This is a genomic window from Cerasibacillus quisquiliarum, assembly GCF_014202495.1.
GTDB classification, from domain to species: Bacteria; Bacillota; Bacilli; order Bacillales; family Amphibacillaceae; genus Cerasibacillus; species Cerasibacillus quisquiliarum.
Map to the genome: position 1 here is coordinate 248,394 of NZ_JACHHA010000001.1, position 14,533 is coordinate 262,926.

Annotated in this window: 11 protein-coding genes, 1 pseudogene and 1 riboswitch; of the genes and pseudogenes, 7 read left to right on the plus strand and 5 right to left on the minus strand. The window is 36.2% G+C overall.

The genetic code is table 11. The features are described from left to right. The first annotated feature begins 47 nt into the window (after window positions 1–47). Window positions 48–968: an LCP family glycopolymer transferase gene (locus tag HNQ35_RS01225; RefSeq protein WP_307724213.1), complete on the plus strand. Its 921-nt coding sequence runs from the start codon at window positions 48–50 to the stop codon at window positions 966–968. 210 nt (window positions 969–1,178) lie between these two features. Here HNQ35_RS01225 and HNQ35_RS01230 read toward each other — a convergent pair whose 3' ends face one another. Beyond that, window positions 1,179–1,730, minus strand: coding sequence for a biotin transporter BioY (locus HNQ35_RS01230; protein ID WP_146934853.1), 552 nt, complete (start codon window positions 1,728–1,730; stop codon window positions 1,179–1,181). Between the two features lie 295 nt (window positions 1,731–2,025). Between HNQ35_RS01230 and HNQ35_RS01235 the strand changes: the two are divergent. Both HNQ35_RS01235 and HNQ35_RS01240 read left to right on the plus strand, forming a co-directional pair. Beyond that, a pseudogene (locus HNQ35_RS01235) lies at window positions 2,026–3,308 on the plus strand (MFS transporter). A 13-nt stretch (window positions 3,309–3,321) separates the two neighbouring features. Further along, window positions 3,322–4,302 carry an ornithine cyclodeaminase family protein gene (locus HNQ35_RS01240; protein ID WP_146934850.1) on the plus strand — a complete coding sequence of 327 codons (981 nt, stop codon included), beginning with the start codon at window positions 3,322–3,324 and terminating at the stop codon, window positions 4,300–4,302. A gap of 192 nt (window positions 4,303–4,494) precedes the next feature. Here the strand turns inward: HNQ35_RS01240 and HNQ35_RS01245 are convergent, their stop codons facing one another. The 4 genes from HNQ35_RS01245 to HNQ35_RS01260 all read right to left on the minus strand — a co-directional run bounded on the left by HNQ35_RS01245 (window position 4,495) and on the right by HNQ35_RS01260 (window position 7,103). Further along, window positions 4,495–5,601: a M24 family metallopeptidase gene (locus HNQ35_RS01245; protein ID WP_146935104.1), complete on the minus strand. Its 1,107-nt coding sequence runs from the start codon at window positions 5,599–5,601 to the stop codon at window positions 4,495–4,497. A gap of 135 nt (window positions 5,602–5,736) precedes the next feature. Further along, on the minus strand, window positions 5,737–6,090 hold the full coding sequence (locus HNQ35_RS01250) for a CBS domain-containing protein (RefSeq protein WP_146934847.1): 354 nt from the start codon (window positions 6,088–6,090) through the stop codon (window positions 5,737–5,739). Between the two features lie 43 nt (window positions 6,091–6,133). Continuing rightward, the gene (mgtE, locus tag HNQ35_RS01255) at window positions 6,134–6,919 is read right to left on the minus strand and encodes a magnesium transporter (RefSeq protein ID WP_218026180.1); all 786 of its coding nucleotides are present in this window, start codon (window positions 6,917–6,919) and stop codon (window positions 6,134–6,136) included. 1 nt (window position 6,920) lies between these two features. After that, on the minus strand, window positions 6,921–7,103 hold the full coding sequence (locus HNQ35_RS01260; protein WP_146934844.1) for a hypothetical protein: 183 nt from the start codon (window positions 7,101–7,103) through the stop codon (window positions 6,921–6,923). A 219-nt stretch (window positions 7,104–7,322) separates the two neighbouring features. Further along, window positions 7,323–7,487: riboswitch (M-box (ykoK) riboswitch) on the minus strand. 384 nt (window positions 7,488–7,871) lie between these two features. Between HNQ35_RS01260 and HNQ35_RS01265 the strand changes: the two genes are divergently transcribed. The 4 genes from HNQ35_RS01265 (at window position 7,872) to prpB (ending at window position 14,486) form a co-directional block, all read left to right on the plus strand. After that, window positions 7,872–9,332, plus strand: coding sequence for a sodium:solute symporter family protein (locus tag HNQ35_RS01265; protein WP_246118012.1), 1,461 nt, complete (start codon window positions 7,872–7,874; stop codon window positions 9,330–9,332). A 1,094-nt stretch (window positions 9,333–10,426) separates the two neighbouring features. Further along, window positions 10,427–11,758, plus strand: coding sequence for an MATE family efflux transporter (locus HNQ35_RS01270; protein WP_246118011.1), 1,332 nt, complete (start codon window positions 10,427–10,429; stop codon window positions 11,756–11,758). A gap of 296 nt (window positions 11,759–12,054) precedes the next feature. Further along, complete coding sequence (locus HNQ35_RS01275) at window positions 12,055–13,497, plus strand: bifunctional 2-methylcitrate dehydratase/aconitate hydratase (protein ID WP_146934841.1); 1,443 nt, start codon at window positions 12,055–12,057, stop codon at window positions 13,495–13,497. Window positions 13,498–13,571: 74 nt separating this feature from the next. After that, on the plus strand, window positions 13,572–14,486 hold the full coding sequence (prpB, locus tag HNQ35_RS01280; RefSeq protein WP_146934838.1) for a methylisocitrate lyase: 915 nt from the start codon (window positions 13,572–13,574) through the stop codon (window positions 14,484–14,486). The last annotated feature ends 47 nt before the right edge of the window (window positions 14,487–14,533 follow it).

Consider the following 14,533-nt stretch of genomic DNA (forward strand, 5'->3'; position numbering starts at 1 on the left):
AGATGAATATACTCTAGGAAAATATTGGGAAATATGAGGTGTCAATGATGGCAAAAAACAAACCGAAAAAAAAGCGTAACCCGTGGATTGTCATTCCACTTACAATCTTTATTGTGCTTGTTTTAAGTATCGGTTCATATGTTTTGTCTTTTTATTTTAAAGTAAAAAATACCGTTGATAAAGAGATGAACGAACCTGTAGAATCTATTGATATTACCCAAACGAAGAAAAAGCTTGCTAATATGAAACCATTAAATATATTACTACTAGGGATTGACGCAAGAGAAGGTGATAAGGGCCGTTCGGATGCAATGATTATTTTGTCCCTTGACCCTAAAAACAATCGCTCACAATTAATCAGTATTCCAAGGGATACGCGAACGACCATAGTTGGTAAAGGGATAGAAGATAAGATTAATCATGCTTATGCATTTGGTGGTGCAGATATGTCTGTCGCTACTGTAGAAGAAATGCTGGGGATAGAGCTTGATTATTATGTTAGTATGAATATGGAAGGTTTAAAAGAATTGGTTGACGAATTAGGAAATATCACTGTTCATAATGAAATTGAATGGAAAGATGGTAAGTATCATTTTACAAAAGGCCCACTTGCGATGGATGGTGATATGACAATGGCTTATGTTCGTATGCGTAAACAAGACCCATCAGGTGATTTTGGTCGTACGAAGCGACAACGCCAAGTGATTGGAGCGATCATTGACCGTGGTGCTTCTGTCGGATCCATTCCAAAAATAAATCGAACAATGGAAATCCTCGGTACAAATGTATTAACGAATATGGATTTCGACGATATGAAAAAGTTATTTAATAACTATCGAAAAGCCAACAATCAAGTCGAAGAATATATGTTACAAGGTTCAGGTCAAAAAATTAAAGGTGTCTATTACTTAATCGTTCCAGATGAAGAGATTGAAAAAGTTCATAAAATGATTACAGATTATGAATAATAAGTCGAGCAGTCAGGTTATATTGTATAGCCTGACTGTTTTTTGTTTTCATTTAGTAAACATGAGAAAAGTAAAGAAAGTCTAGTGAATCCATACGGTCTTTCCGTTTCGCATGACGATATAAAAATACCAACATAGGAAAATGGGGGGACCTATGTTGGCATCGTATCATAAAGAGGGTTAGCAATTGTTCGATATAATCACATTAGGTTAGGCTACGATTAACTTAGCTGTATGCAGCCGGTTTCTAACAACAATTCCGAACCAAGCGGCTAATACAGCTTTAATAATTCCAACAACAATAAAAGGTGTAAACCCACCTAGAAAAGCAGCTTTCCACGACAAGTCTGCTGCAAATTTTAACCATGCTGTCCCAATAAATAATGTTATAAACATACCTATAATATTAGCGATAATTGCATTAAACACAGTAAAACTCGTTTTTTCTAAATAATATCCTATAAAAAAAGCCGTTGGAATAAAGGCAACGATAAAGCCACCGGTTGGACCGATAAGTACACCTAGTCCACCTGAAAAGCTAGAAAAAACTGGCAGCCCAACAGCGCCAATAATAAGATATAAAAGTGATGCAAGAGCACCATATGTAGACCCTAAAATAGTAGCGACAAGTCCAATTGCTAATGTTTGTCCCGTAATTGGCACTAATGGTAATGGAATTGTTACTTGAGCTAAAATACATATAATAGCAGTAAATAGTGCTGTGAGTATCATCATACGTAACCTATCATTTGATTGTTCCATCGTGTAGCCTCCTCCCTTTTAACGATATATGTTAACTAATTATAGTTATGGTTAACATATATTATATAGCATATGGAAAAGATGTCAATATCATTTTCTTAACTCTATGAGATTGACACATGTTATAAATTTGCTAATATATTACCATAAATTATTTTAAAATTCCTAAGAGAACAATTGTAAGCGTTTAATAAAGGGGAGTGGCATACAATTAATCTTATATTTAACGATACCAATTCGAATAAAAAAATTTCTAGTAGGTAGATTAGATTCATCATTACAGGGGGAGAAATAGATGACGAAAGATTTAAGAAAAGTACTTATCGCTAGTGTCGTCGGAAGTGCTGTTGAATGGTTTGACTATTTCTTATATGGGACGGTAGCAGCACTCGTATTTAACCAATTATTTTTCGTAACAGATGATCCAGCGTTCGGGACATTGTATGCGTTTGCTACGTTTGCCTTAGCTTTTTTCATTAGACCATTGGGTGGCATTATTTTTAGTCATGTTGGTGATCGAATTGGTCGTAAAAAAACATTGGTCATGACATTAAGTTTGATGGGCGTGTCCACGTTTTTAATGGGAATTTTGCCTACTTATGATATGGTAGGTATATGGGCACCTGTTTTACTCATTATTTTACGCTTAATGCAAGGATTAGGGCTTGGAGGCGAATGGGGCGGTGCCTTACTATTAGCTGTAGAATATGCACCAAAAGAAAAGCGCGGCTTATTCGGTAGTGTGCCCCAAATGGGGGTTACGATAGGAATGTTGATGGGGACAATTGCCTTATCAATTATGACATTATTGCCTGAGGAAGCTTTTTTAACTTGGGGTTGGCGTGTTCCATTTTTACTAAGTGCTTTACTCGTTTGGTTTGGTTTATGGATTCGTAAAGGAATAGAAGAAACACCATCATTTCAAAAAGCACAACAACAAGGTGAAATTGCTAAGTTACCGATTGTTGCTACATTTAAATATCATTGGAAAGAAGTGTTGATTGCAACAGGAGCTAAACAGCACCATTCTATATATTTGGAACATTTATCGTATCTTACGCAACAGAACAACTTGATTTTAGTCGTACGACGACGTTAAATGCAGTGACAATTGGAACTATCGTTACAACTTTGTTAATACCAGTTATGGGAAGTTTATCTGATAAAGTCGGTCGTAAAAAACTTTATGTCGGCGGTTCAATTTTAATGATATTATATGCGTTCCCTTACTTTTGGCTTATTCATCAAGGATCGGATATATTATTAATTGTTGCTACAGTTATAGGTCTTGGTATCATTTGGGCACCGATTACAGCTGTACTCGGAACGATGTTTTCAGAAATATTTAGCCCAGAAGTTCGTTATACAGGGGTCTCTTTAGGATATCAAATTGGTGCAGCTGTAGCAGGTGGAACAGCGCCACTCGTGGCAACCGCGTTATTAATGAAGTTTAATTATTCATATATACCTGTGGCGATATATATTATTTTCACTGCATTGATTTCATTACTAGCTGTTTTACCTATTAAAGACAGATACAAGGAAGAATTGGATGAGGCTTATTTTGAAAAAAAATAGAGAGGGATTTTGCATGATTATTTTATCTGAACATGAAATTATGAAACATTATCGTATGTCGGAAGCAGTTCAGGATTTGGAAGCAGGCTTAATGTCGATGAATGAGGGGAAAATTGATAATCCACATCGAACTGTAATAGAATATCCAGAACAACATGCATCAATTTTATATATGCCAAGTTCGAATCAAGAGGAACGAATAGCAGGGATAAAAACCGTATCGATTTTTCCAGAAAATACACAAGTTGGAAAGCCAACAACACAAGGTGTATTGCTATTAACGGATACACGAAATGGTGAGCACGTTTGTTTAATGAATGCCTCTTATTTAACACGTCTTCGAACTGGGGCATTAAGTGGTGTTGCAACGAAGAGATTAGCACGAAAAGATGCCCGTGTTCTTGGGGTGATTGGAACAGGTGGTATGGCTTTTGAACAAGTTTTAGGAGTTCTTGAGGTTAGAGAAATCGAGAAATTGATTATGTTTAATCGAACACGTGAAAAAGCAGACAAGTTCAAAGAGAAACTCCAACGTTTTGGTGTGAAGCAAGACATCGTCGTTGTTGACCATGTGGATGAAGTTGTCTTAGCTTCAGATATTATTAATTGTGCAACACGCTCTCATACACCAGTATTTGATGGAAAGTTACTTAAAAAAGGAACACATATAAATGGTGTCGGATCATATTTACCATCGATGCGTGAAGTAGATGAAGAAACGATATTAAAATCGGATAAAATTGTAGTAGATGATATGCACGGTGCTAAAGAAGAGGCTGGAGAGTTAATCGATGCCGCTCAAAAGGGTGCATGGTCATTTGATAAGATTTATGGTGAGCTTAGACAATTATTAGGGAAGTCGACTCATCGTGAAACTGATGATGAGATTACATTTTTTAAATCAGTTGGAGCGGCTTACTTCGATATGGCCGTGGCACAAGGTGTCTATCGCGCAGCAAAAGAAAAACAGTTTGGAATAACAGTGACTGTATAACATAGTAAGAGAATGAAAGCTGTCAATAGGCATACTAAGTCCTCTCTTTGCTTTAATAGTTGACGTTAGTGCTTTTAATGAACACTAACGTCTAGTATTCTTTTATTCAATGAGTACTAAATCTATTTGTAGCATCATTATAAAAAGGGCGTCCGTGTATCGGATGCCCTTTTTTACTTTAAAGCAACATACTTATTTAATAATTTTAAGTTCTTTCGGGAAAGAAGTTAATACTTCTACTTCTCCCTTTTCATTAATATAGACCTCATCTTCAATTCTTACGCCACCAAAACCAGGGATATAAATGCCAGGTTCAATTGTGAAAACATATCCTTCACGTGCAATATCTTCATTGTTTTCATGGATGGAAGGTTCTTCGTGAACATCGATTCCAAGTCCATGCCCAACACGATTATTGAAATATTCGTCATAACCGTATGATTTAATGACATCACGTGAAGCAATATCAAATGTTTTTAATGGGACACCTGCTTTAACCGCTTCAATTCCTTTGTTTGTCGCTTCAAGAACGATTTGATAAATTTCTTTTTGTTTCTCGCTTGCTTCACCGAAAATAAATGTACGTGTTGTATCTGAGCAGTAGCCGTTTTTGACAACACCCATATCGATTAATACAAAGTCACCATTTTGAAGTTTACGGTCACCTGGTGAACCATGTGGTAATGCTGACTTTTCGCCAAAGAGTGCAATAGTTGAGAATGACGGGCCATCTGCACCGAATTTACGCATTAAATATTCTAGCTCAGCGACAAATTCGGCCTCTGTCATACCGAGCTTTAGCTTCTTAATTCCTTCAGCCATTACTTTTTCTATAATCTCAACAGCTTCGACCATGTAATCAATTTCTGCACGTGATTTAACTAGGCGTTGACGATTGATTTGTGGTCCAACATCAGTGAACAAAGCTTTAGAGAAAATGTCTTGTAGATGTTTATATTGGAAAACAGTCATCGTTTTCATTTCAATGCCTACTGAAGCTGAATCAGTTGTTAAGTTTTCTTGTAAGACATCGAAAGGACTTTGTTCGTCAGAAATACCGATAATGTCTTGAATATAAGATTGTTCAACTGCCATATCTCTATCAAGGGCAGGCACAAATAGACATGTCTTATTCTGACGACGATCAATGACTAATGCCAAAAATCGCTCATGTGGTTCACACTGAAAGCCCGTATAATAAAAAACATTAGATGGGGTCGTAATAAGTGCGAGATCTATTTCTTCTTTTTGTAAATAATTGTTTAACGTATCGAGTCGTTCTTGAAAATTGATTTGCATCATGCTAATCCTCCATCTCTTGAAAATAGTTTAAAACGTACATGTCCCATTATAACAAAACACTTTCTATTATGAGAGAAATTGATTAAGAAGTTATTCGAAAACCTTCATATCAAATTATCTAGACTTTCTTAATTAATACGAATCTTGGTGAACGATTCCGATTAAATGTCGCTCTTCTGTAACGACTGGAAAGAAGTGAGCAGAAGTTACTTGAAATAATGTTTTAGTATCTTTTTGTGATGTATCGGCATAGAGCGCTAGGCACTCATCTTCTTTCAGCTCATATAATTGTGTAGCATCGTCAGCAGATAAGACGCTGTTTAAATTAACCATACCAGCTAATCGTCCTTGACGGTCGGTTAGAAACAACGGATTTAATGGATAATCAGCTTTAGCATACTCATGTATTAATAACATAGCATCTTTTACTGCCATATCTTCAAAAAAGACAACTAATGGTTGTTGGTCTGTTCCGATAAATGCCATTTTCTTACACCTCCTAAAGCCTCTCGAATGAGAGAGGCTGTTCTTATAATGTTAATAACCAAGCTGCGATTGAAAAGTAAATCAGTACACCTACAATATCAGCGATTGAAGTAATAAGTGGTGCACTAGCTGTTGCAGGGTCAAGATCAAGCTTTTTAAATATAAAAGGTAAGCTCATGCCGATTAAACTACCGACAATGACAATGAATACCATTGTTAAAGCAACGACGAGAGCAATTTCAGGACCGCCTCTAAATAGGCCAACAGTTGCAACAGCTAAAGCCATCGTTCCACCTAAAGCAATGGCGACGGAAAATTCTTTTGTAAACATTTTTACCCAGTCACGAACTGTAACATCTCCAGTCGCCATAGCGCGAATCATTAATGTGGCAGACTGTGAACCTGCATTTCCACCACTATCGACTAAGAGTGGTAAGAAGAAGACAAGGGCAATATGTGATTCTATGACATCTTCAAAGTGAGCAATCCCTGCTCCAGAGAAAACGTTCATAAAGACAAGAATGACAAGCCAGCCAATTCGTTTCCGATACAGGGTAAAAATACTCGCATCTCTAATTCCTTCCTCTAAAGTGGATACAGGTGCCATTTTTTGAAAGTCCTCAGTTACTTCTTCTTCTATGACATCGAGTATATCTTCAACATGGACAACGCCGAGCAGTTGTTCTTTTTGATTAATCACTGGCATAGATACTAAATCTGTATCTTGGAATCGTTCGGCTGCTATTTCTTGGTCTAAATCAACAGGTAAAGTATGAAGATCTGTTTTCATAATGTCACGTAATTCAGCCCCGCCATGAGCAGCTAGCAATTCAAACACCTGTTAATGTGTTGTCATGCATTGTAATATAGAGATAATGAATATTTTCCTTATCACGTACATGCTTCCTAACATGTGTAATCGCTTGGTCTACAGTAAAAGATTCATGTAATGTAATGGATGCTTGTGTCATTAAGTGGCCGACACTATCTTTTTTAAATACATCCGTTCTCATTTTTAACAGTCTCCTTTTTTTGTTTGGCCACTTCAGTGATGGAAGTGGACAATATGATTATGTTTTTTCGTATTCGCCAATCATCATCTACATCAATACACCTATGACTATCCATTCCATCACCCCCGACAAAAAAATAAAAAACACCTTCAACGAATGAAGGTGTTTACCATTCACAAATAAACGACATGCTTAATTAAATATAAGCCAATCGATTTTAATATCCTCCATTCGTTTAGTTTTAACACTATATAGCATAGGAATGATTCCAGCTACGTTAAAAATCACCTTATCTCGATGATTCTTGTTGACCCATTGGAGTCTCTCGACCTTTTTGGGCAGTAGCTTATCTCTATATAGGAGTCTCACCTAACGAAGGTGTCTATTTAATTTTCAAATTGTAATGTATCGTATCTTATATTTTTCCATTTGTCAACTATTTACTGGTTTTAGTTTTTAAAAAAATAGATTAGAGCTTGTGTGACATGTGGTACACATCTTTCGCTGAATAAGATCAACTGGTTCAGTTATCATAAATGATGAACCTAAATGATAAGGATTTGTAAAAAATAAAAGTTCTAGTTGCAATAAAAATAAATATATAGTATTATAAAAAATGTCCATTTACATGATGGCGTTTTCAGTTAAATATCGAGTATACAAAACGTTTCTCATTTTGTTAGATGTGGAACGTTTTTTTTATGCGCAAAAATAAAATGTAAGTAAATGTAAATGGGAGCAAATACAAGTTAAAAAGGAGATGATATCGTGGTCAGCACATGGTTATGGATTCAATTTACACTATTTATGTTAATCATGGTCGGTGTGAGTATCTATGCCGCTCGAAAAACGAAAACAATGGAGGATTTTGCTATAAGTGGGGCAAGTCTAGGTCCTTATGTACTCGGATTATCGCTTGCGGCAACATTATTTAGTGCAGCAACATTTATGGGCTATCCAGGATATTCTTATGCCTGGGGTTTTAGTAATTTATGGTTATATTTAGCCATTTTTATTTCAGCACCACTCGGTTTTATAACCATTGCTAAAACTGTTCATAAACAAAATGACTTTCAAAATTCATTGTCTCTCCCGGATTGGCTAGGAGACTATTACAATAGTGATTTTTTACGCGTCGGTTCAGGGTTAATTATGTTATTTAATTTATTCTATATTGCAGCACAATTTTCAGCAGGGGCACAAATTTTCCAAAACATGCTAGGTGTTAATTATTTAACAGGATTGATTGCAATTGCAGTCATTGTTGTCGGGTATGTGTATGTCGGTGGGTCGTATGCTGATGTTTATACTGATGCTGTACAAGCGGTCATGATGGCTGTTACCGGTGTGATTGTATTTATTTCAGGAATCATATTTTTTGGTGATGGCAGTATTACTTCCGCATTAAAAAATGTGTCTGATAATTTAGCCGAACAAGATGGAAAATTATTACAAGTCTTTAATCCAGATTCAAACTATTATGCCTTTTCAGCGATTATTGGTTTATTAATTATTCAATTCTCATTTTCAGCACAGCCGCAATTATTTAATAAAGTATTATCTTTAAAAAGACGTCGTGACCTAAGAAAAATGATTATCGTTTATATTGTTGCGGCAGCGATGTGTTTATTTGTTTTATTCGGTGGTTTATACGCTCGTGTAGCTGTCCCAGGTTTAGAAGCGGCTGATTTAGCATTGTTAGAATATGTCGCTTGGGGTTTTCCTGCTGTATTAGCAGCATTTGTCGCTGTCGTTATTTTAGCTGCGGCATTATCAACGACAGATGGTTTATTCGTTGTTATGTCAACCGTATTTGCAAATGATATTTTCAAAAAAGTGCTCGTCAAAAGAAATATTATTAAAGTAAAAGAAGAAAACGTCGATAAAATTGCATTGAAAATTAGTAGAATTGCTGTTTTAGGTGTAGGAGTCGCCGCTGCTTTACTCGTACTCAATCCGCCATCATTTTTAGCTGATCTTATGTGGGTCGGTATATCAGGAGTTTCAGCAGGAACACTAGGTCCAATTATGTATGCCGTTTTTGGTAAAAAGAAGGCATCACCACGTGCAGCAGAAGGGTCGATGATTATAGGAATGACTGCTTATTTAATCATTGTTTTCACCGGTGTAGAGTCAAGTCCACTAGCAGCCGGTGGTTGGGCGACATTGATTGGAATTGTTGCTATGTTTCTTCTTGCTAATATTTTTAAGCGTCCAGTCGAAGCATAAAGGCAGTTCATTCATGTTATAAGGAGGGATATTTATGTGGATTAACACGATGCTAACCATCTGGCTGTCAGGGATGATTTTCTCTGTTTCTCTATTTACTTTTTTGTTATGGAAGTTTTATGGAATTGAAGAAGAATAATGGTAATCGGACTGGGATAAAAACAGTTTTAAATGACAAAAATTGCGGAATCAACATTCAAATGTTGTTTCCGCAATTTTTTTGTTTCGAACTTTAACGGTAGACTTAAGAAGTATATCGCCATTAATGCACATGCTCATTCATTTTTTACTTTCGTTTTTTCACTAGCGGAAAATCGAGAGAAAGACAAATGAGCCTTCAGTTCAGGAAACCAAAACTGGTCCAACGTCTATTTTACGTTTTTTATATTTGTTATCATCTATTAGATGATAACATACAAAAATCTAAATTGGTAACGTGTAAAGTTCTCTACTCCACATGGTTACGCATAAATCTTTGAATCCATGCAGAGTAGCTAGCTCTACTCCGCGTGGTTACGAACAAATCTTCAAATCCATGCAGAGTAGCTAGCTCTACTCCGCGTGGTTACGAACAAATCTTCAAATCCATGCAGAGTAGCTCTCTCTACCCCACATGGTTACGAACAAATCTTCAAATCCATGCAGAGTAGCTCTCTCTACCCCACATGGTTACGCATAAATCTTCAAATCCATGCAGAGTAGTTAGCTCTACCTTACATGGTTACGTGTAAATCTTAGAATCCATGTAGAGTAGCTCCCTCTCTACTCCACATGATTTCATCCAAATCCAAATGTTCAAACGATAGCAAATAATACTCGAAAATAGTTTGTATTATCTTTTTACTATTTAAATAAAACTTATCGCTCTATTGATCATTTACTGTCATGATCATTAGGAGAAGGAGACTGATACATAAGGAAAAAGTGAACAAAAAAATAGTTTTTTCATCTTTCAGAGGTTTTGTCCCAATTTCTTTTTGGACTTTTGGTCGTTCACAATTTAAAATGAAATGGATGCATCTTTTAATTCATTGTCTCCCACTTTTACTTTTCGTTAAGTGGTGAGTAACTTAGTGGAAGAGGAGTGGAGTTCATTGTCTTCCTTACATCATAAGTTAGCAATACAGCCTGTTATAAAAAGTTTCTTTCAATATTTTTTACCAACTTTATTCGGTATGATGTTGATGTCTGTCAATATTGTTATTGATGGTATATTTGTTGGAAATGGAATAGGGGCGGTTGCATTAGCGAGTGTGAATATCGCTGTTCCTGTCTTTTCTATTATTATTTCGATTGCGTTATTAATTGGAGTAGGTGGCGGAACACTTTACTCCATTGCTATAGGTGAAGGGAAATATGATCAAGCAAAGTCTATTTTTACGTCAGCTATCGTATTTGTCACAGTTATGACCGCTGTTGTCAGTGGCTTAAGTTATTTTAATATGGAAGCGATCGCTTACCTTTTTGGTGCTAATGACGAAACGATGAGCTACGTTTTAGACTATATGGGAATATTGCTTCTGTTTTCGTTCATTATAACGTGGGAAACGGCATTAAGTATTTTCGTGCGAAACGATGGTGGCCCGCGCTTAGCTATGATGGCACTTATTGTATCAGCATTATTTAATGTAGGCTTGAACTATTGGATGATATTTATTTTAAAAATGGAAGTAAAAGGTGCAGCTTTTGCGACTGTCATTGCTACTGCAATTGGGCTTATCGTATTAATGATGCAGTTTTTTAGAAAGGGTTCTTGTTTAAGATTTGTCCGTATGTCATGGAATAGAAGTCTATTAGCAAAAATAAGTGTAATCGGTTTTCCGAGCTTTTTATCTGAAGTAGGGGTCGGTGTATTTGTTATCGGATATAATTTGGCAATGTCTTATTATGTTGGTACGAATGGATTAGCTGCGTTTTCGGTTATCAATTATTTACATACTTTTATGTTCTTAGCATTTATTGGTATCGGCTCATCTGTTCAGCCATTAATAAGTTATTATTATGGGGCTAAAAAAGAGCAGATGATTCAAGAGACGATTAAAGTAGCTGAAATGACAGCTGTCCTTCTTGGATTATTCTTTTTTATAATAGGTTGGTTAGGAGCTGACTATTTAGTAAAAGTCTTCGGTGTATCCTCCGATGACATTACCCGTCTCGCAACAAGTGGCATTAAATTGTTTTTTATCGGATATTTATTTATGGGAATTAACTTCGTATATATGACATATTACCAAGCGATTGGTCAGGCACGCCCTTCAATTATTATTACGATATGCCGTGGATTTGTTATTTTAATCGCAATGCTCTTCGCTTTACCATACTTCTTTGATGTGTATGGTATTTGGTTAGCTTTACCGATAACAGAGGCATTTGTTGCGATTGGCTTATTTGTCTTTGTGCGCCCTTATATTTTTAGAGAGGTATGACGTTTGTAATCGAAAAAAGGAACAATCTGTCTAAAAAGTTTCTGTTAGCTTTTAGACAGATTTTTTTGTATGAAATCGTGAACCCTTTTGTTCAGGCTGTTTAAACGTATTTGTCTAAATGTCAATTACGATACTTATTTACTATGTAACCATTGAAAAGGATGTGAACGTGGAATTCATTTCTCCCCATATTCTAGTATCTTTTACATACCTTTATAAGTTTAACAAAATCGTTTGACTTTTTATGTATTTTTGTATACAATTATACATAGAAAACATTAGGTGGAGGGATTATGATGGAGAAAGTTGTAGAGGACAGAACTCAAGTCACTGACCATGTGTTAGAATCCATTGCCGATTATGTTGTCAATAAGGAAATTACGAGTCAGATTGCTTTTGAAACAGCACGCTATGCATTAATGGATAGTTTAGGAGTTGCTTTTTTAGCCCTTCGTTATCCAGAATGTACGAAACATTTAGGACCGGTTGTGCCAGGAACAACGGTTCCAGTTGGTACGCGTGTGCCAGGAACATCTTTTTACTTAGATCCGATTGAAGGTGCTTTTGATATCGGTACGCTTATTCGTTGGTTAGATTATAATGATACTTGGCTAGCAGCAGAATGGGGACACCCATCAGACAACTTTGGTGGAATTTTAGCTGTAGCTGATTATGTGAGCCGTAAACGTGTTAGTGAAGGAAAAGAACCGTTAAAGATGAAAGATGTGTTAGAAGCAGCGATAAAAGCATATGAAATTCAAGGGGTACTTGCTTTAGATAATAGTTTAAATCGAGTTGGATTCGACCACGTTATGTTTGTTAAAATCGCTTCAGCAGCCGTTGTAACACATTTACTTGGTGGAACAAAAGAAGAAGTTATTAATTGCTTATCTAATGCTTGGATAGATACAGGTGCCCTACGTACATATCGCCATGAGCCTAATACAGGATCCAGAAAATCATGGGCGGCTGGAGATGCGACGGCACGTGCTGTTCGCTTAGCTTTTAAAACATTAAAAGGAGAAATGGGATATAAAACAGCACTTACAGCTAAAGACTGGGGCTTTGAAGATGTTGTTATGGATGGGAAAGAAATAACATTAGCAATGGATTTAGATGCATACGTCATGGAAAACATCTTATTCAAAATATCTTATCCAGCTGAATTCCATGCACAAACAGCTTTAGAATGTGCCATTGAATTACATGATGCCGTTAAAGAACGGGTAGATGAAATTGAGAAAGTAACAATTACAACCCATGAATCGGCTATCCGAATAATTGATAAAAAAGGACCACTTCACAATCCTGCAGATCGTGATCATTGTTTACAATATATTACAGCAGTTGGCTTATTATTTGGCAATGTAACAGCTGATAGTTATGAAGATGATTTTGCGAAAAACCCAATGATCGATGAATTACGCGATAAAATGGATGTAGTCGAAAATAAACAGTATAGTAAAGATTATTTAGACCCTGAAAAACGTTCAATTGCAAATGCTGTACAAGTTTTCTTCAAAGATGGCACAACAACTGAATTAGTTGAACGCGAATATCCGATTGGTCATCGTCGAAGAAGAGATGAAGGGATTCCTTTATTGATTGAGAAGTTTATAGAAAATGTCAAAACCCGTTTTCCAGAAAAACAAGCGAAACAGATTTTCGATGTGTTAAATGATCATGATAAGTTAATGGAAACGGATGTTAACGCATTTATGGATTTAATGGTTATTTAAATTTAGTAAAAATGTCTCTTCATGTGTTAAAACGAAGAGACATTTCCATTTGTTTAAAGGAGGAGCAAAAAAAGATGACATGGTTAACAAGTCAACCGAAAACACAAGAGCAATTAAGTATTGAATTTAGACAACTCGTTGAACAAGATAACATACTAAAAATTATAGGTGCACACGATGCGATGGCAGGTTTAGTCGCTAGAAAGGTCGGTTTTCAAGCGTTATATTTATCTGGTGGTGCATTTACTGCAAGCTTAGGTATCCCCGATATTGGATTATTGAACTCAACAGAAGTGGCAGAGCGTGCCCGTGAAATTGTGCGTGCAACTAATCTTCCTATATTAGTTGATGCTGATCATGGTTTTGGTGGACCATTAAATGTTGCTCGGACTGTGCGAGAATTAGTTGAGGCTAAAGTAGCTGCTGTGCAAATTGAAGACCAAAAAATACCGAAAAAATGTGGTCATTTAAACGGTAAACAGCTTATTTCCACAGAGGAGATGGTCGAAAAAATAAAAATGGCTAAACAAGTGTCACCTACTTTATACGTTCTTGCTCGTACAGATGCTGGAAGTGTAGAGGGTTTAGATAAAGCAATTGAACGTGCCAAGGCTTATGTTGAAGCAGGCGCTGATGCTATTTTCCCTGAGGCGATGCAGTCGAAGGAAGATTTTAGAGCATTTTCTAAAGCAATTGATGCGCCGTTACTTGCTAATATGACAGAATTTGGTCGTACACCGTATTATACGGCAGATGAATTTTCGGAATTAGGGTATCAAATGGTACTTTATCCAGTTACTTCTTTACGTGCTGCTGCTAAGGCATATGAACGCATCTTTACAGAAATATTCGAAACAGGAACACAAAAAGATGTTTTAAACGACATGCAAACACGAGAAGAATTGTACAATATCATTGATTATTTCGAATATGAGGCACTTGATGAAACAATTGCTAAAACGGTTATCCCGACTTTGGAGCATAAATAAAGCATAAAGATGTTATCATAAAGCTTTTCGTGTAAAATAGTAGGGAG

Excerpts from the sequence above, each read along its gene's own strand:
- HNQ35_RS01225 (WP_307724213.1), top strand. The coding sequence starts at position 48 with ATGGCAAAAAACAAACCGAAAAAAAAGCGTAACCCGTGGATTGTCATT.
- HNQ35_RS01230 (WP_146934853.1), bottom strand. The coding sequence starts at position 1,730 with ATGGAACAATCAAATGATAGGTTACGTATGATGATACTCACAGCACTA.
- HNQ35_RS01240 (WP_146934850.1), top strand. The coding sequence starts at position 3,322 with ATGATTATTTTATCTGAACATGAAATTATGAAACATTATCGTATGTCG.
- HNQ35_RS01245 (WP_146935104.1), bottom strand. The coding sequence starts at position 5,601 with ATGCAAATCAATTTTCAAGAACGACTCGATACGTTAAACAATTATTTA.
- HNQ35_RS01250 (WP_146934847.1), bottom strand. The coding sequence starts at position 6,090 with ATGGCATTTATCGGAACAGACCAACAACCATTAGTTGTCTTTTTTGAA.
- HNQ35_RS01260 (WP_146934844.1), bottom strand. The coding sequence starts at position 7,103 with ATGAGAACGGATGTATTTAAAAAAGATAGTGTCGGCCACTTAATGACA.
- HNQ35_RS01275 (WP_146934841.1), top strand. The coding sequence starts at position 12,055 with ATGGAGAAAGTTGTAGAGGACAGAACTCAAGTCACTGACCATGTGTTA.
- prpB (WP_146934838.1), top strand. The coding sequence starts at position 13,572 with ATGACATGGTTAACAAGTCAACCGAAAACACAAGAGCAATTAAGTATT.